Annotated in this window: 32 protein-coding genes and 2 tRNA genes; 8 read left to right on the plus strand and 26 right to left on the minus strand. The window is 64.0% G+C overall.

Annotated elements, in window-relative coordinates; translation table 11 throughout:
* The first annotated feature begins 327 nt into the window (after positions 1 to 327).
* A complete protein-coding gene (locus IVB46_RS29065; RefSeq protein WP_028147401.1) occupies positions 328 to 711 on the plus strand; it encodes a PLDc N-terminal domain-containing protein in 384 nt (127 codons plus the stop codon).
* Positions 712 to 1,386: 675 nt separating this feature from the next.
* Here the strand turns inward: IVB46_RS29065 and IVB46_RS29070 are convergent.
* The 11 genes from IVB46_RS29070 to IVB46_RS29120 all read right to left on the minus strand — a co-directional run bounded on the left by IVB46_RS29070 (position 1,387) and on the right by IVB46_RS29120 (position 8,311).
* The gene (locus IVB46_RS29070) at positions 1,387 to 1,884 is read right to left on the minus strand and encodes a hypothetical protein (RefSeq protein ID WP_247313526.1); all 498 of its coding nucleotides are present in this window, start codon (positions 1,882 to 1,884) and stop codon (positions 1,387 to 1,389) included.
* Between the two features lie 108 nt (positions 1,885 to 1,992).
* The gene (locus tag IVB46_RS29075) at positions 1,993 to 2,148 is read right to left on the minus strand and encodes a hypothetical protein (RefSeq protein ID WP_155794856.1); all 156 of its coding nucleotides are present in this window, start codon (positions 2,146 to 2,148) and stop codon (positions 1,993 to 1,995) included.
* Positions 2,149 to 2,257: 109 nt separating this feature from the next.
* Positions 2,258 to 2,333, minus strand: a tRNA-Phe gene (locus IVB46_RS29080).
* Between the two features lie 184 nt (positions 2,334 to 2,517).
* Positions 2,518 to 2,700, minus strand: coding sequence for a DNA gyrase inhibitor YacG (gene yacG, locus IVB46_RS29085; RefSeq protein ID WP_028151429.1), 183 nt, complete (start codon positions 2,698 to 2,700; stop codon positions 2,518 to 2,520).
* 145 nt (positions 2,701 to 2,845) lie between these two features.
* Positions 2,846 to 3,475, minus strand: a complete 630-nt coding sequence (locus IVB46_RS29090; protein ID WP_028151428.1) for a Maf-like protein — start codon at positions 3,473 to 3,475, stop codon at positions 2,846 to 2,848.
* A gap of 145 nt (positions 3,476 to 3,620) precedes the next feature.
* Complete coding sequence (locus IVB46_RS29095; protein WP_063985873.1) at positions 3,621 to 4,088, minus strand: arsenate reductase ArsC; 468 nt, start codon at positions 4,086 to 4,088, stop codon at positions 3,621 to 3,623.
* A gap of 132 nt (positions 4,089 to 4,220) precedes the next feature.
* Positions 4,221 to 4,718 (minus strand): UPF0262 family protein, encoded by a 498-nt coding sequence (locus IVB46_RS29100; RefSeq protein ID WP_063985874.1) that lies wholly within the window; start codon positions 4,716 to 4,718, stop codon positions 4,221 to 4,223.
* Entirely contained in the window at positions 4,715 to 6,010 is a 1,296-nt protein-coding gene (hisD, locus tag IVB46_RS29105; protein WP_247313605.1) for a histidinol dehydrogenase, read from the minus strand. The genes IVB46_RS29100 and hisD overlap by 4 nt, the downstream gene beginning before the upstream one ends.
* Before the next feature lie 145 nt (positions 6,011 to 6,155).
* Positions 6,156 to 6,605 carry a DUF2948 family protein gene (locus tag IVB46_RS29110; RefSeq protein WP_063986739.1) on the minus strand — a complete coding sequence of 150 codons (450 nt, stop codon included), beginning with the start codon at positions 6,603 to 6,605 and terminating at the stop codon, positions 6,156 to 6,158.
* A gap of 81 nt (positions 6,606 to 6,686) precedes the next feature.
* Positions 6,687 to 7,346, minus strand: a complete 660-nt coding sequence (locus tag IVB46_RS29115) for an NAD(P)H-binding protein (protein ID WP_247313608.1) — start codon at positions 7,344 to 7,346, stop codon at positions 6,687 to 6,689.
* Positions 7,347 to 7,372: 26 nt separating this feature from the next.
* A complete protein-coding gene (locus tag IVB46_RS29120; protein WP_247313611.1) occupies positions 7,373 to 8,311 on the minus strand; it encodes an SDR family oxidoreductase in 939 nt (312 codons plus the stop codon).
* Between the two features lie 84 nt (positions 8,312 to 8,395).
* Here IVB46_RS29120 and IVB46_RS29125 point away from each other — a divergent pair, with 84 nt between their 5' ends.
* A complete protein-coding gene (locus tag IVB46_RS29125) occupies positions 8,396 to 9,049 on the plus strand; it encodes a TetR/AcrR family transcriptional regulator (protein WP_247313614.1) in 654 nt (217 codons plus the stop codon).
* Positions 9,050 to 9,249: 200 nt separating this feature from the next.
* On the opposite strand, the gene IVB46_RS29130 is transcribed toward IVB46_RS29125, so the two are convergent.
* The 5 genes from IVB46_RS29130 to IVB46_RS29150 form a co-directional block, all read right to left on the minus strand.
* Positions 9,250 to 10,071 (minus strand): alpha/beta hydrolase, encoded by an 822-nt coding sequence (locus tag IVB46_RS29130; RefSeq protein ID WP_247313617.1) that lies wholly within the window; start codon positions 10,069 to 10,071, stop codon positions 9,250 to 9,252.
* A gap of 114 nt (positions 10,072 to 10,185) precedes the next feature.
* Positions 10,186 to 10,695, minus strand: a complete 510-nt coding sequence (locus tag IVB46_RS29135; RefSeq protein ID WP_028151419.1) for a hypothetical protein — start codon at positions 10,693 to 10,695, stop codon at positions 10,186 to 10,188.
* Between the two features lie 258 nt (positions 10,696 to 10,953).
* Positions 10,954 to 11,262 (minus strand): EthD family reductase, encoded by a 309-nt coding sequence (locus IVB46_RS29140; RefSeq protein WP_063985878.1) that lies wholly within the window; start codon positions 11,260 to 11,262, stop codon positions 10,954 to 10,956.
* Between the two features lie 126 nt (positions 11,263 to 11,388).
* Positions 11,389 to 13,107 carry an FAD-dependent oxidoreductase gene (locus tag IVB46_RS29145; RefSeq protein WP_247313620.1) on the minus strand — a complete coding sequence of 573 codons (1,719 nt, stop codon included), beginning with the start codon at positions 13,105 to 13,107 and terminating at the stop codon, positions 11,389 to 11,391.
* Between the two features lie 28 nt (positions 13,108 to 13,135).
* Positions 13,136 to 13,324 carry a hypothetical protein gene (locus IVB46_RS29150; RefSeq protein ID WP_063985880.1) on the minus strand — a complete coding sequence of 63 codons (189 nt, stop codon included), beginning with the start codon at positions 13,322 to 13,324 and terminating at the stop codon, positions 13,136 to 13,138.
* A 317-nt stretch (positions 13,325 to 13,641) separates the two neighbouring features.
* Between IVB46_RS29150 and IVB46_RS29155 the strand changes: the two genes are divergently transcribed.
* Positions 13,642 to 13,716, plus strand: a tRNA-Thr gene (locus tag IVB46_RS29155).
* 100 nt (positions 13,717 to 13,816) lie between these two features.
* Here IVB46_RS29155 and IVB46_RS29160 read toward each other — a convergent pair.
* Complete coding sequence (locus IVB46_RS29160; RefSeq protein ID WP_247343983.1) at positions 13,817 to 14,836, minus strand: hypothetical protein; 1,020 nt, start codon at positions 14,834 to 14,836, stop codon at positions 13,817 to 13,819.
* Positions 14,837 to 15,938: 1,102 nt separating this feature from the next.
* Between IVB46_RS29160 and IVB46_RS29165 the strand changes: the two genes are divergently transcribed.
* Entirely contained in the window at positions 15,939 to 16,430 is a 492-nt protein-coding gene (locus IVB46_RS29165; protein ID WP_094184040.1) for a septal ring lytic transglycosylase RlpA family protein, read from the plus strand.
* 96 nt (positions 16,431 to 16,526) lie between these two features.
* Here the strand turns inward: IVB46_RS29165 and IVB46_RS29170 are convergent, their stop codons facing one another.
* The 3 genes from IVB46_RS29170 to IVB46_RS29180 form a co-directional block, all read right to left on the minus strand.
* Positions 16,527 to 17,015: a cyclic nucleotide-binding domain-containing protein gene (locus IVB46_RS29170; protein WP_247313911.1), complete on the minus strand. Its 489-nt coding sequence runs from the start codon at positions 17,013 to 17,015 to the stop codon at positions 16,527 to 16,529.
* Positions 17,016 to 17,211: 196 nt separating this feature from the next.
* Positions 17,212 to 17,850: a ferric reductase-like transmembrane domain-containing protein gene (locus tag IVB46_RS29175; protein ID WP_247313627.1), complete on the minus strand. Its 639-nt coding sequence runs from the start codon at positions 17,848 to 17,850 to the stop codon at positions 17,212 to 17,214.
* Between the two features lie 11 nt (positions 17,851 to 17,861).
* The gene (locus tag IVB46_RS29180; protein WP_247313630.1) at positions 17,862 to 18,350 is read right to left on the minus strand and encodes a Twin-arginine translocation pathway signal; all 489 of its coding nucleotides are present in this window, start codon (positions 18,348 to 18,350) and stop codon (positions 17,862 to 17,864) included.
* Positions 18,351 to 18,721: 371 nt separating this feature from the next.
* On the opposite strand from IVB46_RS29180, the gene sulP reads away from it, so the two are divergent.
* Positions 18,722 to 20,476, plus strand: a complete 1,755-nt coding sequence (sulP, locus tag IVB46_RS29185; RefSeq protein WP_247313633.1) for a sulfate permease — start codon at positions 18,722 to 18,724, stop codon at positions 20,474 to 20,476.
* 13 nt (positions 20,477 to 20,489) lie between these two features.
* On the opposite strand, the gene IVB46_RS29190 is transcribed toward sulP, so the two are convergent.
* Both IVB46_RS29190 and IVB46_RS29195 read right to left on the minus strand, forming a co-directional pair.
* Complete coding sequence (locus IVB46_RS29190; protein ID WP_071909249.1) at positions 20,490 to 20,939, minus strand: DUF3085 domain-containing protein; 450 nt, start codon at positions 20,937 to 20,939, stop codon at positions 20,490 to 20,492.
* On the minus strand, positions 20,936 to 21,175 hold the full coding sequence (locus IVB46_RS29195; protein WP_247313636.1) for a hypothetical protein: 240 nt from the start codon (positions 21,173 to 21,175) through the stop codon (positions 20,936 to 20,938). Before IVB46_RS29195 ends, IVB46_RS29190 begins: the two co-directional genes overlap by 4 nt.
* A 170-nt stretch (positions 21,176 to 21,345) precedes the next feature.
* Between IVB46_RS29195 and IVB46_RS29200 the strand changes: the two genes are divergently transcribed.
* The 3 genes from IVB46_RS29200 to IVB46_RS29210 all read left to right on the plus strand — a co-directional run bounded on the left by IVB46_RS29200 (position 21,346) and on the right by IVB46_RS29210 (position 22,925).
* Entirely contained in the window at positions 21,346 to 21,513 is a 168-nt protein-coding gene (locus IVB46_RS29200) for a hypothetical protein (RefSeq protein ID WP_247313638.1), read from the plus strand.
* A 58-nt stretch (positions 21,514 to 21,571) separates the two neighbouring features.
* Positions 21,572 to 21,790 (plus strand): hypothetical protein, encoded by a 219-nt coding sequence (locus IVB46_RS29205; protein WP_247313642.1) that lies wholly within the window; start codon positions 21,572 to 21,574, stop codon positions 21,788 to 21,790.
* A 127-nt stretch (positions 21,791 to 21,917) separates the two neighbouring features.
* Entirely contained in the window at positions 21,918 to 22,925 is a 1,008-nt protein-coding gene (locus tag IVB46_RS29210) for an LLM class flavin-dependent oxidoreductase (protein ID WP_247313644.1), read from the plus strand.
* Between the two features lie 12 nt (positions 22,926 to 22,937).
* Here IVB46_RS29210 and IVB46_RS29215 read toward each other — a convergent pair whose 3' ends face one another.
* From IVB46_RS29215 to IVB46_RS29230, 4 genes are read right to left on the minus strand one after another with little or no spacing between them, the layout of a single operon-like run.
* Positions 22,938 to 23,813, minus strand: coding sequence for an amidohydrolase family protein (locus tag IVB46_RS29215; protein WP_247313647.1), 876 nt, complete (start codon positions 23,811 to 23,813; stop codon positions 22,938 to 22,940).
* Positions 23,814 to 23,826: 13 nt separating this feature from the next.
* On the minus strand, positions 23,827 to 24,219 hold the full coding sequence (locus tag IVB46_RS29220; protein ID WP_247313649.1) for a RidA family protein: 393 nt from the start codon (positions 24,217 to 24,219) through the stop codon (positions 23,827 to 23,829).
* A gap of 25 nt (positions 24,220 to 24,244) precedes the next feature.
* Positions 24,245 to 25,048: a 2-oxo-hept-4-ene-1,7-dioate hydratase gene (gene hpaH, locus IVB46_RS29225; RefSeq protein ID WP_039154531.1), complete on the minus strand. Its 804-nt coding sequence runs from the start codon at positions 25,046 to 25,048 to the stop codon at positions 24,245 to 24,247.
* A gap of 3 nt (positions 25,049 to 25,051) precedes the next feature.
* Complete coding sequence (locus IVB46_RS29230) at positions 25,052 to 25,912, minus strand: fumarylacetoacetate hydrolase family protein (RefSeq protein ID WP_247313651.1); 861 nt, start codon at positions 25,910 to 25,912, stop codon at positions 25,052 to 25,054.
* Positions 25,913 to 25,923: the final 11 nt, after the last annotated feature.

Genomic DNA, 25,923 nt, shown 5'->3' on the forward strand with positions numbered 1-25,923 from the left:
TTCGTCATCCTGCTCTCGTTCGCAGGAATGGTCCCTTCCAGCGAATCATTTGCTCAGAGTGCGCTTCGAGGTGCCGTCATCGGTGGTGCTGTTGGTGGTCGCCGCGGCGCTGCCATAGGGGCGACGGCCGGAGCCATCGCGGGCGCCCACCGGCGACATCGCCATTGGCATCGATATTATTGGAGGAACGGCAACTGCTGGTACCGCTCGACCAGCGGAAGGTCGCACCGCGTGTCGCATCGGTATTGCCGTTGAGCCTTCGCGTAGCGGGCCGTGCGACTGGCCTACAGGAAAGATCGAGAACGGCAACTCAATAAGGGGATCGCAATGTTCTTCGCTCAGGAAGGATTCACATATCGAAATTTTCTGATGGATATAATTGCTGTATTCGCATTTGTCGTTTGGTTCTGGCTGCTCATTGTCATCTATGGCGACCTGTTCAGGCGCCACGACATTTCCGGATGGGGTAAGGCACTGTGGGTGCTTGCACTTGTTCTGACCTCCTACCTCGGCATCTTTGCTTACCTCATCACCCAAGGCAGGGGGATGGCGGAACGCAGCGCTGAGCAGGCTCAGCGGGCGCGCGAGGAATTACGGCACATCGTCGGCTTTAGTGTCGCCGACGAGCTTTCCAAGCTCGATCAGCTCAAAAAATCGGGATCTATAACCGATACCGAGTACGGGCGCCTTCGCACCAAGCTGGTCTCCTAACCATCGGTGAGGGAAGCGGGGAGGCCCATGATGTTCGCAAAGCCTTTTGGCACCGTTGGAGCTCTTATTGCTGGCTTTGCAATTGCGTGGACTGAAAGCGCGCATGCGGAAATATTCATAACAACCGCCACCATATCGCAGGGCGAGTTGGTCATCGTCGGAAGAGTAAGACGGCCCCGCGAGCCCAGCGTGGAAATCAAGATCAGTCCGAGCAAAACCGTGAAAGTCGAGAGCACTTCGACCGGAGGATTTCGGTGGATTGGACCGGAGTTTCCATCGACTTGTATCGTAAAGATCACGTCCGGACCGGATACGAGAGACGTGGTGATACAGAATTGCGGCCTCCCCGGGCCAGCGGGTCCTCCAGGGCCGGCCGGACCTGCGGGCCCGATCGGACCGCCCGGGCCCAAAGGGAATTAGAAGGCAGACTTCGTCTTGCGGGTTTGCAGGTTGCCCACCGGATCGCTCTCGCATCGACAATCGAGGTGTCGGTTCGAAGTTCTGACGGAGCGCTACTGAGCATTATTGGGCTTGGTCGCGTTTTCGACCGGAACCGCAGCGTGCGATGATAGGTACGGGCGATCACGCCGTGATTATCGATACGCGGGCGACTGTACCCCAGTCCGATCGGAGGAGGCTGGCCCAGCGGACGAGCCTCCTCAACCCCAGCCGCCCCTACTTCAACGCCAGGCTGCTGCAATACGCCGAGGTCTCGCCCGATCGCCAGCCGGTGACCCGTCCGGCTTCCTTGCACTCGTCGTAAGTCTTGAAGTTGCCGACGTTCCGGCACGTGAAGGAGTACACGCCGCCCGAAGCGTTGCAGCCGACCCAGGGCTGATTTCCCGTCTTGAAGCTCGATTGGCAACCGCCGGCACAGCTGCTCGTTTCGCGTTCGAGCTTGGCGAGCCTCGCGGCATCCGACATCGGCGCCGCCGCGGCCGTCGATGTGGCTGGCGATGTCCGATACCCGGTGCTGCGGATGGCCACGTGATGCGTTGGCTTGTGCGGCCTCGCCACCTGTCTCGGTGCGTCGACCGTGATGCTGGGAAGCTGAGTCTCGGTGGGCGTCGGTTGAGACATTGCCGTGCCGCTTAGGCCGCACAGCAACAGTGCAATCGACGGGAATGTGACAGCGGGACGCGCAACGAAGCGTGACGACAACGTCATGGCCATGTCCTTCCAGATGCGGAGGGACAGTCCATTCCATCCCCCGAGACGAGGATATCACGCGCCGATTGAAGTTGCATCGCCGAACCCTGCAACTTGATTCGGCCGCTCTCGTCATCCGCCCGTGGTGATCAACCACTGGAAGAACGTCATCAGAACGGCGACCGCGATGGCGACGACGATGAGGTTTGGCTCCTGGAGCGGGCGGAAATCATCGTTGCATTCCGCCTTGAAGCGGGCGCAGCCATGAATGAGCATGGTCAGCAGCACCGCGCCCGCTGAACCAAGGTTCGCGCTCAGCCACGATGCGTGGCATTCCTGGAATAGGCCGGAGAAATTGGCGTCAGCGGATGCCGGAGAACGAGGGCAAACACCAGGATGGTGCCCAGGGGCGGAATCGAACCACCGACACTGCGATTTTCAGTCGCATGCTCTACCAACTGAGCTACCTGGGCGTGCTCCAAAGAGGGGCCAAGGCCCATCGAGCGGGCGGTTTATAGTGGGCTAGAAGCGGCATGTCCACCCGGCTTCGCCAAGTGGCTTCGCCGGGCGCGGCCCGGCTGTGCACAAGGTGCGAGGGCGTCGCCGCGGCTGGTGCGCGGCGAATCGGAAGCCGAAATAAGCATCTGATATTATTGGCTATTCTTCGCCATCGGCCTCGTCGTCGCGGCCGGGGATGACGTAGGAGCCTTTCAGCCAGCGGTTCAGGTCGACGTCGCGGCAGCGCGAGGAGCAGAACGGGCGGGTGGCTTCCGACTGCGGCTTGCCGCAGATCGGGCAGGTTTTGAGCGGGCCGGCGGGCTTTTTGACGTGGTCGTCCATGATGTCGGCAGCTTACTCGGGGTGAAGGCGTTCAAGAGCCTGTCGGCAAAGCGGTTCCTCGGGCGGTCGCGCAGGCGTCGCGGGCCGTGTCCGGCGGGCCCATTCTACTGTGCATGGGGTTGTTTTCGAGATTTTTGTCGGCGCGCTAGATGGCCGTGGCGTTGAGCCAGCCGAAGCGGATCGGAAAACCTTCGCCGCCGAGCAGCGTCGTGGTCTCGTAGAGCGGCAGGCCGACGACGTTGCTGTAGGACCCGACCATCTTGACCACGAAGGAGCCGGCGATGCCCTGCACGGCGTAACCGCCGGCTTTGCCGCGCCATTCACCGGAGCCGATATAGGCTTGGATGTCGTCCTCGGAGAGGCGCTTGAAGCGGACGCGGGTCTCGACCAGGCGCTGGCGGAAGGCCTCGCGCGGCGTCACCAGGCAGATCGCGGTGTAGACGCGATGGTTGCGGCCCGACAGCAGCCGCAGGCACTGCGCCGCCTCGTCCACCAGATTGGCCTTGGGCAGGATGCGGCGGCCGACCGCCACAACCGTATCGGCCGAGAGGATGAAGGCGCCGCGCAGCTCGTCGTCGAGCTGCACCGATTTCAGCGCAGCATCGGCCTTGGCCCTCGCGAGACGGTTGGCGCAGGCGCGCGGCAGCTCGCCCCGCTTCGGCGTCTCGTCGACGTCGGCCGGCCGGAGCGCGTCCGGCTCGATGCCGGCCTGGTTGAGCAGCGACAGGCGCCGCGGCGAACCGGAGGCAAGTACGAATTTGGGGCGGCCGAGCATCAGGTGATTGGGGGATGAAGCAGGGGGTGAATTGCGCGCGGAACCTATCGGAAGGGGGCTGATTTCACAACCCGGGAACCCGGACTTTACTGATTCGAGGCGTCCAACATGCGTGTGCCCTCGGTCTGTGACGCGGGTGTTACGGCTAACCGCTCGCCGCGCCGACCTTCGCAAACCGCCTGCGGATGCGCATCAGGAGCTGGTCGCAGACCTCGCGGTAGGCGGCGAGCTTCTGGTCGCGGCTGCCTTCGATGGTGGTGGGATCCTGCGTCGGCCAGTATTCGACGTCGGCGGCGAGCGTGCGGGTCAGCTCCAGCGCCTTGTGGTGCGCTTCGGGCGAGAGCGTGATGATAAGGTCGAAATTCAGCCCCTCCCAATCCTCCAGCTCCTCGAAGGTCTGCGGCTTGTGGGCGGAGATGTCCTGCCCCAGTTCGTCCATCACGGCGACCACGAAGGGATCGAGCTCGCCTTTCCTAGCGCCGGCCGACTTCACGTAGAGGCCTTGCGGAAACATGTGCCGGAGCAGGCTCTCGGCCATCGGCGAGCGCACGCTGTTCATCGCGCAGGCGAACAGCACCGATTGCGGATCGCGTGCGCGTGGCGGACCCGCCATCGCGCCTAGCCTCTTTTGAAAGAGGGCATGGCCTTGTCGGAAAACCGCTGCACATTTTTCCGGGCCATTAAGCCGTTTGTCTCGCGCATGATCTGGTCCGAAAACCGGTGCCCACTTTTCGGGATCATGCGCCTAACCCTTCCAGTGCAGGACGGTGATGAGCGTGAACAGCCGGCGCGAGGTCTCGAAGTCGACCCGCACCTTGCCCTTCAGCCGCTCCTGAAGCGTGCGCGATCCCTCGTCATGGATGCCGCGGCGGCCCATGTCGATGGCCTCGATCTTGTCCGGCGTAGCTGTCCGGATCGCCTGATAGTAGCTGTCGCAGATCATGAAATAGTCCTTCACGATCCGCCGGAACGGCGTCAGCGACAACAGATGCGCGACCACGGGCGCGCCGTCCTCAAGGCGAATGTCGAACATCAGCCGGCTGCCGGTGATGCCGATATGCAGCGTGAACGGCCCCTTCCCGTCGGCGCCATCGGGCGCGAACAGGTTCTGCTCGATCAGATCGTAGATCGCGATCGCGCGCTCATGCTCGATGTCCGGCCCGGAACGGCCGATCGAGTCCTCGTCGAGGGTGACCGCGACGATGCGATTGGTCGAGTCGTCCTGTTCGGGCGGCTGGGTCATGACAGATTGAGGCGCAATCCAATCGAGCGCGAATGAGCGTCCAGCCCCTCCGCTTGTCCGAGCGTCATCGCGGCAGGTCCCAGCGCACGCAGCTGGTCCGGGCCGCATTTCAGGATCGAGGTGCGCTTCATGAAGTCGGCGACCCCGAGGCCCGAGGAGAATCGCGCCGAGCGCGCCGTCGGCAGCACGTGGTTGGAGCCGCCGACATAATCGCCGATCGCCTCAGGCGTATGCGCCCCGAGGAACACCGCGCCGGCGTTGCGGATCTTTCCGGCAAGCGCGTCGGGATCATCAGTCATGATCTCGAGATGCTCGGCCGCGATCGCATCCGCGAGCGGAATGGCGTCGGCAAGATTTGTCACCATGATGATGGCGCCGAAATCGGCCCAGGAGGCGCCGGCAATCGCGGCGCGCGGCAATGTCTTCAGCTGCGCTTCGACGGCCTTTTCGACATCGGCGGCGAGGCACGCGGAATCCGTGATCAGGATCGATTGCGCGCTGGCGTCGTGTTCAGCCTGCGCCAGCAGATCAGCGGCGATCCAGTCGGCATTGCCGGTGTCGTCGGCAATCACCAGCACCTCGGAGGGGCCGGCGATCATGTCGATACCGACCTTGCCGAACACCAGCCGTTTTGCGGCGGCGACATAGGCGTTGCCGGGGCCGACGATCTTGGCCACCGGCGCGATCGTCGCGGTGCCGTGCGCGAGCGCTGCCACGGCCTGCGCGCCGCCAACGCGGTAGATCTCGCTGACGCCGCCAAGCGAAGCGGCCGCCAGCACCAGCGGGTTGAGCTTGCCGTCCGGCGACGGCACCACCATGACGAGGCGCGCGACGCCGGCGACCTGCGCGGGTACGGCGTTCATCAGCACAGAGGAGGGATAGGCCGCGGTGCCGCCGGGCACATAGAGGCCCGCGGATTCGATCGCGGTATAGCGCCAGCCGAGCTCGACGCCGAGCGGATCGGTGAAGCGCTCGTCCTTCGGAAGCTGGCGGCGGTGATAGGTCTCGATGCGGTCGCGCGCGAGCTTGAGCGCATCCAGCGTCGCGGCATCGCAGGCCTTCACGGCCGTCTCGATCTCGGCTGCGGTGACGCGCAGGCCGGATGCATCCAGCTTCAGCCGGTCGAACTTTGCCGTGGCCTCAAGCAGGGCCGCATCGCCCCGCCTGGCGACGTCGTCGACGATGGTGCGCACGGCGGCCTCGACGTCGGCCGAGACCTCGCGCTTGGCGGCGAGGAAGGCCGCGAATCGCTGGTCAAAATCGGCGCTGCTGCGGTCGAGACGAACGGGCATTTTTGGCCTGGCTTCCGGCTGGTCTTTGGGGCGGATTGGCTCACCCGACCCCCTGCTCAATGGCGCGGCGGGGAAGCTGCGTCAACCCTCGGGAGATGCCGTTCCGGCAGCGGCCCGACCTGGCTTGACTGGTATACCGGCCAACTCACCCCTCCTCCTCGAGGCCCAGTCCCGCCCCCAGCGCGTCCGCCCCCAGATCGGTCAATTCGCATTCCAGACATTCGACGTCGAGGCGGATGGCGCCGCCATGGGCGAACAGCAGCAGGGCGCTGCCGCCGGGCTCCTCGTCGCGGCCGTCCTGGGAGTGAAACTCGATGCCGACGAGGTCCAGAACCTCGTCCGGCGCGCCGAGGTCGATATTGCGCGACTTGCAGGCGAGCACGCGGTCGAAGCGGAGCGCGGCGACCAGCCGGCGGGGTTCGGCCTCGCCGTCCAGCGACTGCTCCCAGTCCAGCCGGCTCATCCCGACCACCAGCCGCTTCTCGCTTTGCCGCCAGATGATGTCGGCGGCCTGAACGCGGGCGTCCTGCACATGGGTCGAGATCACGGCGAGATCGTCGGCGTCGAGCGCGATCAGTTTGAGCTGGGGAGACATCGCCGGCATTTCTCCTCGGGGTCCGATAAGGCTCAACGCGCGCGGACGCGGAAATTTCCGTGAAACTAACGGGCCAGCCGGCTAGAGGCTATTGATATCCTCCATCTCCAGCACCTTCCGCGGATACCCCTCCCGGGCGACACGAATCATGGCGCGGCCCATCTGCTCGGTCGAGGTGACGAGCCGCGGCGAGGTCCGGCGCAGCGCCGACCAGAGCGGCCCGGTTGCGGCATACACGGCCTGCACCCAGACGGTCTTGGAGCGGGCGCCGTGCAGGGGCTGAATCGCGCCCGGACGGAACATGTAGGCGCCCCGGAACGGCAGCCTGAGCAGATCGTTTTCGGTCTTGCCCTTGATCCGCGCCCACATCCGCGATCCCTGCTCGGTGGAATCGGTGCCGGCGCCGGTGACGTAGACGAACGTCATCTGCGGATTGAGCTTCGCGAGCGGCGTCGCTGCCGCGAGCGTGAGATCGTAGGTGAGATGGCGATAGCGATCCTCGCTCATGCCGATCGAGGAGACGCCGAGGCAGAAGAAGCAGGCATCGAAGCCCGTGAGCTGCGCTTCGATCGCCGAGTAGTCGGTGAAATCGCCGTGCGTGATTTCGGTGAGCTTGGCGTTGCGCACGCCGGTCGGGCTGCGGCCGACCACGAGCACGCGGTCGATGCCGGTGTCGATCAGGCATTCGCGCAATACGCCCTGCCCGACCATGCCGGTCGCGCCGAAGATGATGACTTGCATCGTGACGTCCCCAACCGGCCCGCGGCTCATGCGGCGATCGCGATCTCGTCGAAGGATACACCGGTCAACGTCGCCGAGACATCCCACAGCATGGCGGCCGCGGCGAAATCCTTCGCCTGCGGCATGATCTTCGCCGGCGCGGGCGGCCCCTTCAATTCGTAGAACCAGTTCGGACCGTAATAGCCGCCGGGCTCTGCAGCCGGAGAGGTTGCCGCGAACAGCGTGGGCAGCGCGCCTTCGGCTGCGGAGTGGCTGATGAAAGGCTGGAGCCAACGGCTCACACGCCACTGGAAGGTGTTCGCGCCCGGCCCGTTCGGAATGAGATCGGTCCGCGCGTAGCCGGGATGGGCAGCAAGGCTCGTCAGGCCCCAGCCGGCGGCGAGGCTGCGGCGCTGCAGCTCCAGCGAAAACATCAGCATCGCCAGCTTGGACTGGCAATAGGCGCGCCAGGGACGATAGGAACGCTTGCCTTGCAGATCGTCGAAATTGATCGCGCCGGAGCGGTGCGCGAGGCTCGACAGATTGACGATGCGCGGCGCTTTCGCGCGGCGAAGCTGCGGCAACAGCTGCGCCGTCAGCGCGTAATGGCCGAGATAGTTGGTGCCGAGCTGCATCTCGAAACCATCCTCTGTCTGCTGCCGCTTCGGCAGCGCCATCACGCCGGCATTGTTGATGAGGAGATCGAGCTGCTCGTTGCTGGCGGCAAAGCGCCTGATAAAATCGGCGACGGAGGCGAGACTGGCGAGATCGAGATGCTCGTAGGCGATCAATGCGTTGGGAAACCGCTCGCAAATGCCCTCGATCGCCCGCAGGCCCTTTGCGTCGTTGCGTCCGGTGAGTATGACAATGGCACCGGCGCCCGCCAGCGCCATCGCCGTCTCATAGCCGAGGCCGCCCGTCGCCCCGGTCACGACGGCGGTCTTGCCGCTGAGGGAGGGGATGTCTGCCGTGCTCCAGTCGGTCATGCCGTATCTCCGTTCGGGGCTGGAATGAGGCCCGCGACCGGTCTAAATGTGCACTGAGTGCAAGTTTGCAAGAGGTGAAATAATTTGAAGGCTTCGAAGCCCGGCGGGAAATCGGTCAGGAAAGGCGCCAAGCCATTGCCGGCAGGAGCAAAATCCCCTGATGGCCCCGGCCTGCGCCAGCGTAAATTGCAAGAGACCCGCGAGCGGCTGACCCGCGCGGCGATGGCACTGTTCCTGGAGCGCGGCTTCGAGGCCACGACCATCGACGACATCGCGACCGCGGCGGACGTGTCACGCCGCAGCTTCTTCCACTACTTCGCGTCGAAAGAGGACGTGGTCGCCGCCTGGCAGGAGGGCGCAGCAAGCGCGCTGGTCGCAGAGGTCGTGGCGCGGCCAGCGGGCGAAACCATGCTGACGGCGGCGGAGAATGCGATCGCGGCGGCGGTCAGGCGGATCGACCCGGCGGAAGCGGCGGCGATGTCGCGGCTCAAGCGCGACAATCCCGCGCTTCACGCGCGCGACCAGCTCAAATACGAGAAGCTCGAGCGCGCACTGGCCGAAGGGCTTTCGCAGCGTGCCAAAACCAAATCGGACAGGCTGAAGGCACGGCTCGTCGCCATGATCGCCACCGGCGCGATGCGCGTCGGCGGCGAAAGCTGGATCGGCGAAGGTGTGCGGGAGAAACCGGAGGTTTTCGTGAAGCGCACGTTCGATGCGATCAGGGCGATCTTGAAGTGAGTGCGCACCCTCCCCTGCAGGGGTCCGGGACGAGCGTAGCTCGCCCGTGGGTCGGCTCACATGGAGCTCAGCGGAATGTGAGACGGGGTGGGGTGACGGTCTCTCCGCATCGAGCAATGCCCGAAGGGAGAGATCACCCCACCCCGCTCGCGCTGCGCGCGATCGACCCTCCCCCTCCAGGGGAGGGTAAGATCAGTCTCTCACCCCTTGAAGAACGCGAGCAGGTCCGCGTTGATGGTTTCGGCGTGCGTGGTCGGCATGCCGTGCGGGAAGCCCTTGTAGGTCTTGAGCGTGCCGTTCTTCAGCAGCTTGGCCGACAGCGGGCCGGAATCGGCGTAGGGAACGATCTGGTCGTCGTCGCCGTGCATCACCAGCACGGGCACGCTGATCTTCTTCAGGTCCTCGGTGAAATCGGTCTGCGAGAACGCGACAATGCCGTCGTAATGCGCCTTCGCGCCGCCCATCATGCCCTGGCGCCACCAGTTCTGGATCACCGCTTCCGACGGCTTTGCGCCGGGACGGTTGTAGCCGTAGAAAGGACCGGAAGCGAGGTCGCGGTAGAAGCCGGTGCGGCTGGCGGCGAGCTGCTTCTGGAGATCGTCGAACACGCTCTTCGGAAGGCCGCCGGGATTGGCCGTCTGCACCATCAGCGGCGGCACGGCCGAGAGGATCGCAGCCTTCGCCACCCGGCTCTCACCGTGACGCGCGATGTAGTGCACGACCTCGCCGCCGCCGGTGGAGTGGCCGACATGGATGGCGTTCTTGAGGTCGAGATGCGCGGTCACCGCCGCGAGATCGTCGGCATAGTGATCCATGTCGTGGCCGTCGGCGACCTGCGAGGAGCGGCCGTGGCCGCGGCGGTCATGGGCGATGACGCGGTAGCCGTGATTGGCGAAGAATATCATCTGCGTGTCCCAGTCGTCGGCCGACAGCGGCCAGCCATGGCTGAACACGATCGGCTGGCCCGAGCCCCAATCCTTGAAAAAGATCTCGACGCCGTCCTTGGTGGTGATGGTGGGCATGAATGGCTCCTTCAGTGAAAATCAATCCGGGGCTCGCAAAACGCGAGCCGGCAATCCGGAGATGGTCGGGCGATGTCACGAGGTCGATGCCGCGCACCGACCGCGAACGTGCGATCAGGCAAACGTCATCGGCTTGTAGCGGCGCCAGGCGCCGATGGTCAGCACCACGAAGAACACCAGCACGATGCCCTGCACCACGGCGAAGACGGGGCCTCCCGGCGGATTCGGCGGCACGGCAGGCGCGAGCGCGGCGAGCGCCGGCACCTTCAGGAACGACTGGATCACCAGCACGAAGACGTTGAAATAGAGCGAGATCATCGCGGTCACGATGTAGACGGGACGCCAGACCCCTTTGAGCTTCATTCCGTAGAGCGCGAGGCAGGCGATCGCGAGCAGCACCAGCGAGATGCCGGCGATGATGTACGAGGGCAGCAGCTCCTTGAACGGAAACAGGAAGCCGGTGACGCTGGTGAGGATCGTGAACAGCAGGAAGATCGCGGTGAGGCCCGGCATCGACTTCGACCCGAGCAGACCGAACATCACGACCAGGCCGGCGACGATGCCGATCAGGCTGATGATGACATGGACCAACGTGAAGGCGGGCAGGCTCAACCCAAGAACCACGGCATCTCTCCTACTCTCTGCATTGAGATCAGGCGATTGATATTACGGTCCTCATCGGATGGCTACATACGCGATGTCACAGACTCGTGCGGAGCCATGCGCCGTCGTGCGAATCGACAAACGCACGACCGAATGTTTTGCAAGTGCTGTCACAAACCAGAGCAGTTTGTAGCCCGGATGGGGCGAAGCTAAATCCGGGCTACGAGCTTGCAGGTCTTCGACGAAAGTTGAATCGAATTTGGCAGGCGCTTCGCGCGCTCAGACTTCCTTGGTGTCGAAGATCAGCAGATCGGCGCCGCCGCTGGCGAATTTCGGCACGTCGCCCGCGGCCGCCTTGCCAGCTTCGCTGCCGAAGGCCTTCTGGATGTCGCCCACGCTGTCGAAGCTGAGAATGGCGACGAGGTGGACGCCCGATGGTCCGGCGGGCGAGCCGACTGCGCCCGTGCTGACGGCGTATTTCTTCAGGCCGGGAAGTTTCTTCGCGAGCGGAATGTGGGTCTCGGCATAATGCTTGTCGAAGGCGGCGGCGTCCTTGGGCGTCTTGTAGAGCACGACGAGTTCGGCCATTTAGTCCTCCCTTGTGAATCTTTTGTTCTTCCACGCGCGATTGGCCTCGCGACGGGGCGATAGTCCGTGGGACACGGCAAGATGGCAAGTGAGATTCCGCTTGCCGTCTGCTTGTCTTGTCCTTGACTAAAGCGCCGGTTTTGCGGCGTCGCCGAGATAGCCGTGCAGGGAGGCCACGACCTGCGCGCCTTCGCCGATGGCGCCGCCGACGCGCTTGACCGAGCCGGAGCGGACGTCGCCGACCGCGTAGACGCCGGGCACCGAGGTCTCCAGTGGGGCCACCAGCTTGCCCTGGTTCAGCTCGGACTGCGCCCCCGTCACGACGAAGCCGCCGCGGTCGAGCGTGACGCCGCAGCCGTCGAGCCAGCTGGTGGCGGGATCGGCACCAACGAACAAAAAGAGATTCTTGATGTCGGCAGAGTCTTCATCGCTCGACAGCCGGCTCTTCCAGCGGATGCGCCGCAGCAGCGAGGCCTCGTCGCCCTCGAGCGCGGTGATCTCGGTGTTGAACATCAATTCGATGTTGGGCGTCGCTTCGATGCGCTCGATGAGATAGCGCGACATGCTGGCGCCCAGGCCACCGCCGCGGATGATCATCAGCACCTTCTTGGCGTGTCCCGACAGGAACACGGCCGCCTGCCCCGCCGAATTGCCGGCACCGACCAGGGCCACTTCCTCGCCGGCGCAGAGCCGCGCCTCGACCGGAGAGGCCCAATACCAGACGCCGCGGCCCTCGAACTTGTCGAGGTTTTCGATCTCGGGGCGGCGATAACGCGCGCCGCTCGCAACCACGACTGCGCGCGAGCGCAAGGGATCGCTGCCGTCGAGCGTCACCGCAAAGGCGCCGTCCCTGCGCGTGCAGTCGAGCGACTTCACCGTGACGGGGATCATGATGTCGGCGCCGAACTTCTGCGCCTGGTTGAACGCGCGCGCGGTCAGGGCCTGGCCGGAAATGCCGGTCGGAAAGCCCAGATAGTTTTCGATGCGCGCGCTGGCGCCGGCCTGGCCGCCGAAGGCGCGGGTGTCGAGCACGGCAACCGAAAGCCCTTCGGAGGCGGCATACACCGCGGTCGCCAGCCCGGCGGGTCCGCAGCCGACAATCGCGACATCGTAGATGCGGTCGTTGCGGGGGCCGCCGATCATGCCCATCGCGCGCGCAACCTCGGTTTCGCTGGGGTTGCGCAGCACCTCGCCGCTCGCCGCGACGACCAGCGGCCAGTCTTCCGGCTTCGGCGAATAGCGCGCGATCACCTCGGCGGCGTCGCGGTCACGCTCGGGATCGAGCAGATGATGCGGCTGGCCGTTGCGGGTGAGGAAGCCCTGCAAGCGCACCACGCCGGCCGAATACGAGGGACCGATCAGCACCACACCGCCGACGCCGGCCTGAAGCAGATTGACCCGGCGCAGGATCAGCGCGCGCATGATGCGCTCGCCGAGCTCGGCCTCGGCGACCAGCAGCGCGCGCAGGCGCGGCGGCGGCAACAGCAGCGTCTCGACCTCGCCATCGGCGCGGCCGTCGACCAGCGCCGGCCGGCCCGAGAGCTGGCTGAGCTCGGCCAGAAATTGCCCCGGCCCCTGGTCGATCAGCGGGGTGACATTGCCGAGCCCGTCGCGCTGGGTAATGGCGACGTGGCCCTTCAGCACGACGAACATGCCCGGACCGGGCTTGCCGGTCTCGAACAGGAATTCGCCGTCGGCGTAAGTGCGGACCTCGCCGAAATTCCGCATGCGCTCGATCTCGGCCGATGTCAGCGCCGGAAAGGTCTGCTCAGGGCGCGTGAACCGCGACATCTGCGCGTCACCATTGTCTCGTTGCTGCTCGTCCTGCCCCATTGCCACGTCCATGCACTCCAAAAATTCTAATCGCCAGACTTCAATCGCCGGTCTTGCCGGCGGTCCCCTCATCTAGGGAAGCATCGTCATTCTGCGAGGGGTCGGTGATTGCGGCGCGTTCGCGCGCCTGCATCTTCCGCCGCTTCAGGTTTTCGCGCAGCGCCGATTTCAGCCGGTCGTCCCGCGCCCCCCTCGCCTGTCTCGTGCTCTTGTCGTTCTCGTCAGCCATCAGCGGTCCATACCAGCGATCCGCGATAACATGCCCGGAGAATGCGGCAGCTCAAGAGGCCCCTCACGAACTGTTCGTGCGAAATCCAAAATGGGCCGAATGCCATGCCGCGGCCAACTGGCCAGTTGGCCGGGGATATCGGAACCGAAATCGGCGGAAAGTCGGTACTTTCACCTGAAAACGGGCATTTTGGCCCCGATATCGACCCGATTTTCTCGTTTTGGCGGAGCTAGCAAGCTTGCACAGGAGGGGGGCTTGTGGCAGATATCGGCCCGCTTGGTAGGCCCCCTTGGCGGCCGATTCTCATCCCAGCACATGCTGCCGTAGCTCAGTGGTAGAGCACTCCATTGGTAATGGAGAGGTCGACAGTTCAATCCTGTCTGGCAGCACCAGTTTCCTCAGAAAATCGCCTTCTTCCGTTGCCCGGTTGCCTCCTGGGAGGGGCCGGACGTGTCGTCCGCCCCCTCCGATTCTCGCAGTGATCGAGATCAGCTAGAAGCCGAAGCCGATGCCGCCGGCTGCGAGATGGTGCGATGTGCCGCCGAAGCTGGCCGTCCACGGGCTGGTCGCAGCATGAGCGGGATTCACGGTGGAGCCGAAAACCTGATTCACGTCGCCGACGTACAGATAGCGGTACTCGCCGAACAGGTAAGCGCCGCTGTTGCCGAGAGCGAAGCGCGCGCCGGCCTTGGCCTGTGCCGCAAAGGTCCAGGCTGAGGAGTCCGGACGCGCGTTGAAGTGGTTGATGCCAGGCTCGGCCGGGTCGGTCTGTGTGGACGTGGCGCCGTTGATGGAGACGTTCGCGGCCCCGATCCCGCCACCGATATAGGGCGTGATGCCTTGATAGGGCGTGTTGAAGCCGACAACCATGTTCGCCAGCAGCACCGTGGTGCGCGTCGGGAAAGTCGTGTCGAAGGAGTGCTCTGCAAATCGGTCTGTGGGGGTCACCAACGTCGCACGCGGCTGGTTACCTGCCAGATAGAAACCTTCGATCTCCAAAGCGGGCCGCAGATACGTACCATACGACCATTCATAACCGAGATGCGCGCCACCGAACCCGACGCCGCCGCTGCTGGTCCGCCCTGTGGCGTCGACAGCCAAGGGGCCCCCGACGGCCTCAACGAAAAAGACGGTGCCGAGCTGGCTGACGTCAGTGCCGCCGCGACTGCCGCCGCCACCGAACACACCGACATAGGCACCGCCGGTGCGCGCCGGCACGACTGCGGGTCCCTTGTTGTACATCGCATAAGCCTGCGCGGGCGGTGCTACCGCAACCGTCTCCCTCGCGGCGTCGCGTCCGGCTGGCTTGGCTGCCGGTGCAGTCGCCTCTCGCGGAGTGACCGCGCGCCGCTCCTGTTTGGCCTGCTTCAATTCGGCGCGCAGCTCGGAGATGGTCTGCTGCTGCGCTTTCAGCATGCGAAACAGTTCGGCGTTGGAGGGAACGTCCTCGGCATGGGCGGCGCTCGCCGTCATCAATCCCGCGGCCACGATGAAACATTTACGCGCTGTCATTTGATACCCCGCCCCTCGGTTGCAAATCATCGCTGACACTATGGAATCTGGTCAGGCCATCGCAAAGATATCGCGTCCGCGGATGCGACCGTTTGAGGCACCTAAGCTGGCGATTCCGAACGCATGTGGATTTTGAGCGACACGCACCCCGCGTCTCGATCAATCCCATCGGGCAACACGGTTCTCAATTCACGCATGAAGCGGCATTCTCGCGGCACCTGGCGCCCGAGTTTTGCTCTCCTCTTTCGCCCTCTTCCGTGAAGAGGGCGCAGGGAAGGCCGGGTGCCGGCTGGCACCCATGATCCGCTGCGCCAGGAATTTGCACACGCAAATGCGCAGGCGGGAAACAGGTGGGCCGGAAAAACACCCGGCCTTCCCTGCGCGATGGTCTGACGGCTTATGCGCGCTCTCCCCGGAGCCGAGTTCCTTCTGGCCTCCGTCACCTCGCGAATTGGCGATGCCTCGAAACCCGGTAGAGCCCCGATCCATCTCCGCAAGGCTTGACCATAGCAACGACGGTCAGGACCACGCGTTTTCGCCGTACGCAGCGATCCAGCTCCGCCCAAGGGCTTCGCCGGACACAGGCGCCGTCCGTCCCGCACGCAGTCAAGGCCCTCACGAGGTTCATCTCGCCCTGGTCCCGCATTCGCGTGCCCGGCACTGCCGCGTCCACCGCACCCCGGCCCACGTTCGTGACGACGTACGATCGCCCCTCTTCTCGGGCCGGGATGGCGGAGAGAATGCCGCAATTCCGAATTTCGGTAAAGTGGAATATTTTTACTGAAGAGGATTGACGGGTTTGTGCGAGCGGCGGGTGTTTTGCCCGACGCATCAATTAGCGCGAGCATGTCAGCTTGTGGCGACATCGCATTTGTCACTCACCGCAGGTTCCATCAGGTCATGCTGCTGACGCATTCTCTGTCTTAGTCGGGGACAACCTAAAACACTGCGTGCGGACCGCTCTGGTTCGCACATCGGTTCCGTAGCCAGGGGTTGGCTCGAATCCGCAAAGCACTGGTGCAAGTTCGTGAACGCTTCCGCGTTCGCTTGACCATGTTTGCGGTGTCGGAACCGGACGATCGAAAAAATCACAGGAGTTATAATGCTGTTCCGCTCGAGCGCCGCAATTTGCGGCGCCCTGGTTGCGCTTGCCGTTTCTGTTCCCGTTGATCGAAGTGAAGCGTGTGAAGTTCACTCAAGCGCCGTCGTCGATGCCGCCTCCGGGGAGGCGATCGTTGGCGCCGCATCCATGTACAATCCGTTCAAGCCCGGCAAGGAAGAGGGCGGTCCGAACACAGCCTCCGGCGAGCGCTATGATCCCTCTGTCTGGGCGGCTGCCATCAAGACGAATTTGCGCGGGAAATTTGGTGGGGTCCAATTTGGCGCGAGGCCGAAATATGCGCTCGTCGAGGCCGTCGGCAAGAAGGTCATCGTCAAGATAAATGACGTGGGGCCATTAAGGCCTGGCCGCATCATCGACCTCAACGAGCGGACGATGCGCCATTTCGATCCAAGCCTGGAACTCGGAGTCATTGTTGGCGTAAGGGTGATCCCACTTTCAGGGGACGATTGGATCCCGGGACCGGTGGGCTGAACGTCCCACGCGAAGTGGCGTGGCCCGGATGGAGCGCGAGCGTAATCCGGGACCGTCAGCCGCGGAGCGAACTTGCGGCGGCGCAGAGAAGCACAGTCATCTCGCGGGGGTTTCGTCTTCGTCCGCCTGGTGTCCGGTGAGGCGATCGTCGGCACGGCGCAGCCGCCGGCATAGCTCTCGATTGACGTTCTGCAGGACGATCACATAGGCGTGGATATCGGCCTTGTAGCAAGCGTAGAGCTTTTGCGCCGTCAGCTCGTACAGCACCGTCGGACTCTCCGCGACCACCGTTGCGGAGCGATTCTGCATTTCAATCAGCGTCATTTCACCGAAGAAATCGCCAGCCTCCAGAACGGAAATCGGGATGACGCTCCCCGAGTTCGCCAGCTTGCTCACCACCAGCCGGCCGGACTTGACGATGAACAGCGAGCGTCCCGGCTCGCTTTCCGCCACGACGGTCGCGCCGGCATCAAAGCGGCACTCGACCAGCATCGAAATCAGCAGGTCGAGGCTCGGGTCCGGAAGACCGCCGAAGAACGGCGTCGCGAGCAGGAACGCTTTCAGCTCGGGGACACTGACAACCATCACGCTAGGATACGCCCCGTCGCTATCTGCGGCAAGCGGAGCGGAGATCGGCGCTGACGACGCCGAACGTGTTTGAACAAGGCGGTCAGCAAAAGTTTCGTAGGATGGTAGAGCGCTTGCGAAACCCATCATGCTTCCGCGCAGACAAAGTGCGATGGGTTTCGCTTCGCTCTACTACGCGCTACGCGCGGCCATGTCACTGCGGCGCAGTGCTCTCGCCGCGCAACGTCCTTCGCTTTCGCCACACCTGCAGGTCGATCATGGCTTTTACGGTTGCCGCGAGGACGAGCGCGCAGAGTGCCGCCTTAGAGATCGTCTCCATCGTCCCCTCGATCAGCAGGCAATGGACCACGCTGCCTGCGACGATGACGATCGCCAGCGGCATGTGAATGAAGCGCCAGGTTCGTGGTCGCAGTCCCAATCGCCGACGCAGGGCGGCCAAGAGCGCGACCGCGAAGATGGCCCACATCGCGGTCACGCCAAAGGGAGAGAACGGCGTCGGCGATGAGAAGGTCAGCGCGTCGATCATGTCGGGCGGGCTGGTGATCCAGAGGCCAACGACATGGATCACGATCGCTGCGACCAGCGCGCCGCCGATCCAGTGATGCGCACGCCGTCCGCGATAGGCCGGAAATCCCGGCAGATATCCGCCAATCAGCAGGGGCTGAACGAGCACGAGGCCGAGGGCAACAATCCCCGCAAACCCGGCCAGGATGTAGAGCGAACCGCGCCATGCGAGCTGCTCGCTTCCCGCTGCCGCGGCGATCGGCACGCCAATGGCCAAAGCAAGGGCGACCCAGATCAGGATCACCCGGGCCAGTCTCCACCCCTTCATTCGCAACCCGGTCAGGCCGTCTGCAGGACGAAGTGCGCTTCCAGGCTCGTCTCCTTCGCGCTCCGCATCACCGGCCGCAGAAAGACGGTCTTGAACTCACCGCTGTCATAGGCGAGGTGACCATGCGGCTGGCCAAAGATCGGAATGATCTGCGGCATCTCGAGCCGGAACTTGCCGTCCTTGTCGGTGAGCGTGGCGCCATGACTCTGCGGCTCGTGTTCCTGCCCTTCGGTCGTGTGCGCCCAGATCTGGATGCGCTGCCCGGCAAGTGGAGCCCCGTCGCCTGCGCGGCGTACGGTGCCGCTCATCCAGAAGCCGCCCTTGCCGATCCGGTCCACGATCGCCGCGCCCTTCCGGTAATTGTTCGCGCCACCCGACATCGACTCGGTCGGTGCGAGGCCTTCGGCACGGGCCGGCAACAGGAGCCCGGACATCCCGGCCGCCAGGACCGAGCCGCCGGCGGCGAGGAGATAGCGTCGGTTGAGTACGACCATGGTCATGTCAGTTCCTCCTCGCGACCCCAGCAGTTGTTTCACCAAGGGTACAACAACAGGCGCAAAACGCCCAGTTGAGACAAAGGGCGCCATGGGTCGCAATAACAGGGTTGTGAACGGAGGTGCCGGCCACTCAAACAGCCGCGAACGAACGCCATTCTCGCGGGATGAAACGCCCGAGTTCGGTTTTGGTCCTTCCCCCTCTTCCGTGAAGAGGGCGCAGGGAAGACTTGGTGCCGGCTGGCACCCATGGCCCGCTATGCTGCTTCGGCCATAGCGCCGGGCCACTGTTCAGCCTGCTGCGGGCGTAATAGCCTGATCGGTCCAACACATCATGCGGGGCAAACTTGCTCAATGCGGGCTGGGAGAAGCCATCAATGAAGCGCTGGTTGCCCGGACTCGACACTCTCCGTCAATATGAAGCAGCATGGCTTCCGCACGATATCTTCGCCGGCATCGTCCTGGCGACAATGCTGGTCCCGGTCGGCATTGCCTATGCAGCTGCATCGGGCCTGCCGGGCATCTACGGTTTGTACGCAACGATCGTGCCGCTGCTCGCCTACGCGCTGTTCGGCCCAAGCCGCATTCTCGTCCTTGGCCCGGACTCGGCGCTGGCGGCAATACTCCTTGGAGTCATCGCTCCCTTGGCTCAGGGCGATCCCCTGCGGGCCGTGACACTCGCGGGCATGATGGCGATTGTCTCAGGGACGGTCTGTATCCTGGCAGGTGTCGCGCGCCTTGGCTTTATCACCGAGCTTCTCTCGAAGCCGATACGCTACGGGTATATGAACGGAATTGCCCTGACCGTATTGATCAGCCAGCTGCCCAAGCTCTTCGGCTTTTCCATCGAGAGCGAGGGGCCACTGCGAAGCCTGTGGGCGATTGTCAGCGCGATCCTTGGGGGGCGGATAAACTGGGTCGCGTTCGCGATTGGCCTCGCCACGTTGATCGTGATCCTGCTTCTCAGAAACAACAAGCGGGTACCGGGCCTTCTGATTGCGGTCGTTGGGGCTACGCTCGTCGTCGGGGTGCTTGATCTCGGGACGCAATACGGCGTCAAGGTACTGGGCCCCCTTCCCCAGGGCCTGCCGGGTTTCGTTGTCCCATGGATCACCTCCAGCGACCTCGTGCCGGTGCTGATCGGCGGTTGTGCAGTAGCGATGGTTTCGTTTGCCGATACGAGCGTACTTTCACGTGCCTATGCTGCGCGATTGGGGTCTCGGGTCGATCCCAACCAAGAGATGGTCGGGCTCGGTGCCGCCAATCTGGCGACGGGATTTTTCCAGGGCTTCCCGATCAGCAGCAGTAGTTCACGGACACCCGTTGCGGAAGCCGCCGGTGCCCGCACTCAACTCACGAGCGTCGTAGGCGCGCTTGCCATCGCGTTGCTCCTCCTGGTCGCGCCGAGCCTGCTCCAACATTTACCCACCGCCGCATTGGCCGCCGTCGTCATCGCATCGGCGATTGGCTTGATTGAAGTTGCCGACCTCAAACGAATCTATCGCATTCAACGGTGGGAATTCTGGCTGGCGATCGTCTGCTTTGTCGGTGTAGCAGTGCTCGGAGTCATTCCAGGAATTGGTCTTGCGATCGCAATCGCTATCATCGAGTTCCTGTGGGACGGTTGGCGCCCACACTCCGCCGTATTGGGGCGCGCCCACGGCGTCAAAGGCTATCACGACATCACACGATATCCGGATGCGCGCCGGGTCCCCGGGCTGGTCCTGTTTCGCTGGGATGCACCTCTGTTTTTTGCCAACGCCGAATTCTTCAGGGAACGCGTCCTGGATGCCGTAGCGACATCGCCAACACCCGTGCGTTGGCTAGTTGTTGCCGCGGAGCCGGTCACGAGCGTAGACGTCACCGCCTGCGACGTGGTTGCCGAACTGGACCGATCGTTGCACGCGCAAGGCATAGAGTTTTGTTTTGCCGAACTCAAAGATCCCGTGAAGGACAAGCTGAAAAGATTTGGCCTCTTCGCGCAGCTTGGAGAGAATTACTTCTTCCCGACAATCGGCGTAGCCGTCGCCCGCTATCTCGAAACCAACAACGTGGAATGGGAGGACTGGGAGGACGACGATGTGCAGGGCTTGGAGAGAGTAGCGGGCCAAGATACCGCGTCTGGTCCTTAGCCGAGATTCAGACTCAAACCCGACAACTGCGTCCTGACGTGGTGTCATTTTTGTCCCGGATGCGCAGCGATTGCAGTCGTATGCTCGCCGTCCCTTTTTCGACGACAGCCACCGTCATCGTGTCGGGCTCGAAGGTCACCTCGAGGTCGGCGCCGGCATCGACGGCAGTGCCGATCATCACCAGATCGACGAATTCCCTCCCATCGTTATCGCCGAAGATGGCGCGCTTGATACCCAACCAACTTTGGACCGGCACCCTGACCGGGTCGCATTCGTTTGCGTAGGCCAGAGTCACGCTGCCCCGAGGCCTGGCGCCGTTATGCACGAGATAGATGCCTTGGCCACCGACAAGCCAGAAACCGGGCGAATCTCGACCGTTCATGGCTCGCACCGAAACCGGCCATTGCCGGACGGCCTCGTTCCAGAGCGCCTTCAGCCTTGCATGAGGGAAGGTCAGCTTCACTGAAATCGGTTCCGCCGAGCTGCGTAGTTACGAGTTGCGATCGCGTCGGCAATCTGGTCGCGTGGCACAACGCACACGATCTGGGCATCATTCGGCAGGGCGAACGTCAGCCAATAGGTTTCGGCGTCGTACGCGGCGATCACCACGACGGCTTCGACGTAGGCAGCTTTGCTGTTGTCGGCGACGGAAAACCCAGCGTCCGTCAGCGCGGTGCGTTCCTGTTCGTCAAACTTCACGGCGTCATCTCGTGTCTGGAGGACGCCCCCGCGACTCGCGGTTTACCCACACCGCTTACGGAAACCTCGTTAAATCGCATTAAGGTTGTGAAGGATCGGCAATGTCCGGCGACGACGGGAGCCCGACGACTCAACCGTCACGGCTGCGCGAACGAGACCCAAGCCATTGAATGATCCTTCTTGTCAGCGCCGCGTCCCTCAATATTCAGCAGGCATCCACTGGTGGCGCCGCAGCGCCCTACCGCGACTGCGTCCAGATGTCGCGCTCCTCGTCCATGGTCAGGACGATCGGCTTCGGCTTCGGCCGGATCGGTAGTTACCGCGATTTAACTGGCTGATCTCTCCGGATCGGGCGAGGGCTGCACGCGAGCACACCGTCCGCGAGAACGACCAACAATGCCGGAAATTGAAATCACCGACGAGTGCCGCGCTCTGATTGCGGCCGAGTTCCCGTCCGACGATACCGGACAACGCCTGGCAAGCGGCAGATGGCAGATACAGATCGATGAGGTGACGTGGCAAATGCTGCACAAGGCGCGGCGGCCCGGCGAGTCAGTATCGGACTGCATCATTCGCGTTATCATCATCATCCAGCACAAGCGCGGCTTGCTGTAGCTGCCGCCAACGGGGAAAGGTGCCGGCCACATCTCGACCGACTGAAAAGCGCGCGCTAACATTTCCATAATAAGCCACTACATGTGAGACCGCAGCGCACATCGCATTCCCACCCGGTACGCCAAACATGATCCCCTTCTCCGTGCTCGACCTCGCTCCCATCCGAAGGGGTGGCGATGCGGCGCAGGCGTTCCGCAATTCGCTCGACCTGGCCCAGCATGCCGAGGCCTGGGGCTACAAGCGGTTCTGGCTGGCCGAGCATCACAACATGACGGGCATCGCGAGCGCGGCGACGTCGGTGGTGATCGGGCATGTCGCGGGCGGGACCAGGACGATCCGGGTCGGGTCCGGCGGGATCATGCTGCCGAACCATTCACCGCTGGTCATCGCCGAGCAGTTCGGCACGCTGGAGTCGCTCTATCCCGGGCGCATCGATCTCGGGCTCGGCCGCGCGCCGGGCACCGATCAGTTCACCGCGCGGGCACTGCGGCGCGACCTCGCCACGAGCTCCGAAAACTTTCCGCACGACGTGCTGGAGTTGCAGGCGCTGCTCGGTGATGTCCAGCCGAACCCGTCGATCCGCGCAGTGCCCGGCTTTGGGACGAAAGTGCCGCTCTGGATCCTGGGATCGAGCACCTTTGGCGCGCAGCTTGCCGCGATGCTCGGGCTGCCATTCGCGTTCGCCTCGCACTTCGCGCCTCAAATGATGATGCCGGCGCTGCGCGAATATCGGGCGCGCTTCGAGCCGTCGGCGCAGCTCGACAAACCCTATGCGATGGTCGGCGTCAACGTGTTCGCCGCCGAGAGCGACGCGGAGGCGCAGCGGATGTTCTCCTCGCTCCAACAGCAGTTCATCAATCTGCGCCGCGGCACGCCCGGCCCGCTGCCGCCGCCGGTCGACGACATGGACGCGCTGTGGTCGCCGGCCGAGAAGGCCATGGTTGGCCAGTCGCTGTCCTGCTCCGCCATAGGTTCGCCTGAAACGGTCGAGGAGAAGCTGAAGGCGCTGATCGCCGAGACCGGCGCGGACGAGCTGATGACGACGGGCCAGATCTACGACCACGCCGCGCGGCTGCGCTCGTTCGAGATCGCAACCGAGGTGCGGGATAGGTTGGCGAAGCAGCCGGAGGTGTGAATCAATTCCGCCCTAGTCCGGAAAGCCGAACAGCTTTGCCGGATTGTGCACCAGGATCTTCTCCAGCTCGGCCTGGTCGGGCGCGTAGCGGTACATCAGCTCGAGCAGGTCGGCGTCGTTGGGCGGCTGCTTGACGGAGACGGGATGCGGCCAGTCGCTGGCCCAGACGCAGCGGTCGATTGCGGCCTCGATATAGGCGCGCGCGATCGGGATCACGTCGTCATAGGGCGGGCCGGCCTGCGAGGTCTTCTCGCCGAGCGACAGCATGACCCAGAAATTGCCCTTCTCGAGCAGCTCCAGCATCTTGCGCAGGTTCGGATCATCCTTGCCATTCGAGGGCACGGGCCGCGCCATGTGGTCGATCAGCACGGGGACATCGAGATTCTCGTACTTGGCGACGCTGGAGACGATGCCGTCCTTCTCGGGCTGGATCTTCACGTACCAGCCGAGCTCGCGGATGCGCGCGATGGCGCGGGCGAAATCGGCGTCCGACAGCACGGCGCCGAGCTCCTGGCGGAAACTGAAGCGCGCGCCGCGCACGCCCGCGTCATGCAGCTTGGCGAGATAAGCGTCGTTCGCCTCGGCGAACACCAGCGCGTTGGCGCAGCCGCGATAGTTCGGGCCCATCGCGGCGAGGCCGTCGAGCACGACGGAATGATCCGCACCATAGGTCGTGGTCTGCACGATGATGCCGCGCTCGATGCCGAGCGTCTTGTGCACGCGCAGCGCTGCTTCCCAGGTCGCGCTCGGCATCCGATAGGCCGCGCCGGGGCGCTCCGGATATTTGTCGATGGGTCCGAGCACGTGAAACTGGCTGTCGACAGTCTTCGGCGGCGGCGCCTTGACCGGGCGGCGGGGGTTCGGATCGAACGGCAGATAGGTCGGCATGCAAAATGCTCCTTCAGTCGATCACGGCGGTGAAGTCGCACTGCACCAGTGCGCCGCCGTCCATGTTGTCCATCGGCAGCGCGTGGCGCGCCGGGCGCGAATGCTCGTCCGGAAACATTTTTAGCCACTCGACATTGACCGGGCCGCGCTGCGTACGGTCCTTCAGCCACACCGTCATCTTGATGATGTCGTCCGTGGTGCCGCCGGCGGCTTCCACCGTCGCCTTCATATGCGCGAACATGTTGGCGCATTGCGCGTCCAGGCTCGCAGGCATCACGCCGGCCGCATCACGGCCGAGGATGACACCGGACATCACGAGATTGCCGATGCGGCAGGCGTTGGGAATCGGGTTGGCGTGCTTGAAGCCGCCGATGTGGATGCTCTTGCGCCGCGTTTGATCCGTCATGATGCGCTCCCTCTTATGTGTTGATTCAGACGAACTGGCACGACACCGAGCCGAACGCGCCATAGTCGGCATGGAACGTGTCGCCGCGGCGGATGTCGACGGGCCGCGTGAACGATCCCGCCAGCACCACCTCGCCGGCCGCGAGATGCTCGTCATGCGGCGCAAGACGGTTGGCGAGCCAGGCGATGCCGTTGGCGGGGTGGTTGAGTACTCCGGCCGCAAGCCCGGTCTCCTCGACCTCGCCGTTGCGGAACAGCAGCGCGCCGATCCAGCGCAAATCCGCATCCATCGGGCGGAACGGCCGGCCGCCGAGCACCAGCGCGGCGTTCGCCGCGTTGTCCGAGATCGTGTCCATGACCTTCCGCGTTTTGCCGGTCTCGGGATCGACGCGATGCATGCGCGTCTCCAGGATTTCGAGCGCAGGCGTGACGTAGTCGGTGGCGTTGAGCACGTCGAAAATGGTGCAGTCAGGCCCGCGCAACGGCGCCTTCAGCACGAAGGCGAGCTCGACCTCGATGCGCGGCGCGTGGAAGCGGTCGAACGGGATCGGCGTGGCGTCGGCATAGAACATGTCGGCGAACAGCACGCCGTAATCGGGCTCGGAGATGCCGACCGCGTTCTGCATCGCCTTCGAGGTCAGGCCGATCTTGTGTCCCTTGATAACACGGCCGCGGCCGAGCTGAAGTTTCGTCCAGGCGCGCTGGATGGCGTAGGCATCCTCGATGGCGAAGTCGGGATATTCCTTCGAGAACATCGGGATCAGCGTCTTGCTGCGCTCGGCCTCATCCAGGCGCGCGGCGAGGCGTTCGATCGTGGCGGTATCAAGCATGGCTTACTGCTCCGCGGCGACGGTGTTGCGCAGCACGCCGATGCCAGCAGACTCGACCTCGACGACGTCGCCCACCCTAAGCCAGCGCGGCGGATCGAAACGCGCGCCCGCGCCCGTCGGCGTGCCTGTTACGATCATGTCGCCGGGCTTCAGGGTGGCAAAGGTCGAGAGATAGGAGATCAGGAAGTCGAACGGGAACATCAGCCGCTCGGTCGTGTCCTGCTGCCGCACCTCGCCGTTGACGCGCGTGATGATGTCATGAGGCCCGCGCGGATCGAGCTCGTCAGACGTGACGATCCACGGCCCGATGCTGCCGGAGCGGTCGAAATTCTTGCCCTGGGTGACGTTGAACTTGCCGTGGCGCAGCCAGTCGCGGATCGTGCCCTCATTGCACAGGGTCATGCCGAAGATGTGCGCGAAGGCCTGTTCGCGCGGGATGTGACGGCCGCCCTGGCCGATCACGATGACGAGCTCGCCTTCATAGTCGAGCTGGTCGGAGACCCTGGGCTTCTCGAGCGGCTGGCCGGAGCCGGTCATCGACGACATGCTGCGCACGAACAGGCTGGGATATTTGGGCAAGTCCGAACTGTCTTTATACTCGGCATTGCGCTCGGCGTAGTTGACGCCGATGCACCAGAGCTTTTCCGGCGCCAGCACCGGCGGAAGCAGGACCAGGCTCTCCAGCGCGTGGTCGGGTTTTTGTCCGGCCACCGCTTCCTGCGCGTCCGCGAGCGCGTTGGCCGCGATCAGCGCTTTCACGTCGGAGAAGTCGCGTCCGATCCGCCTGGTCAGATCGACGACGCCGCCTTCGACAGCAGCGCCATAGCGCGGCTCTCCGTCCAAGAGATAGCTTACGAGTCGCATTGTCGTATTCT

Source organism: Bradyrhizobium sp. 61 (genome assembly GCF_023073075.1).
Classification (GTDB): Bacteria; Pseudomonadota; Alphaproteobacteria; order Rhizobiales; family Xanthobacteraceae; genus Bradyrhizobium; species Bradyrhizobium barranii.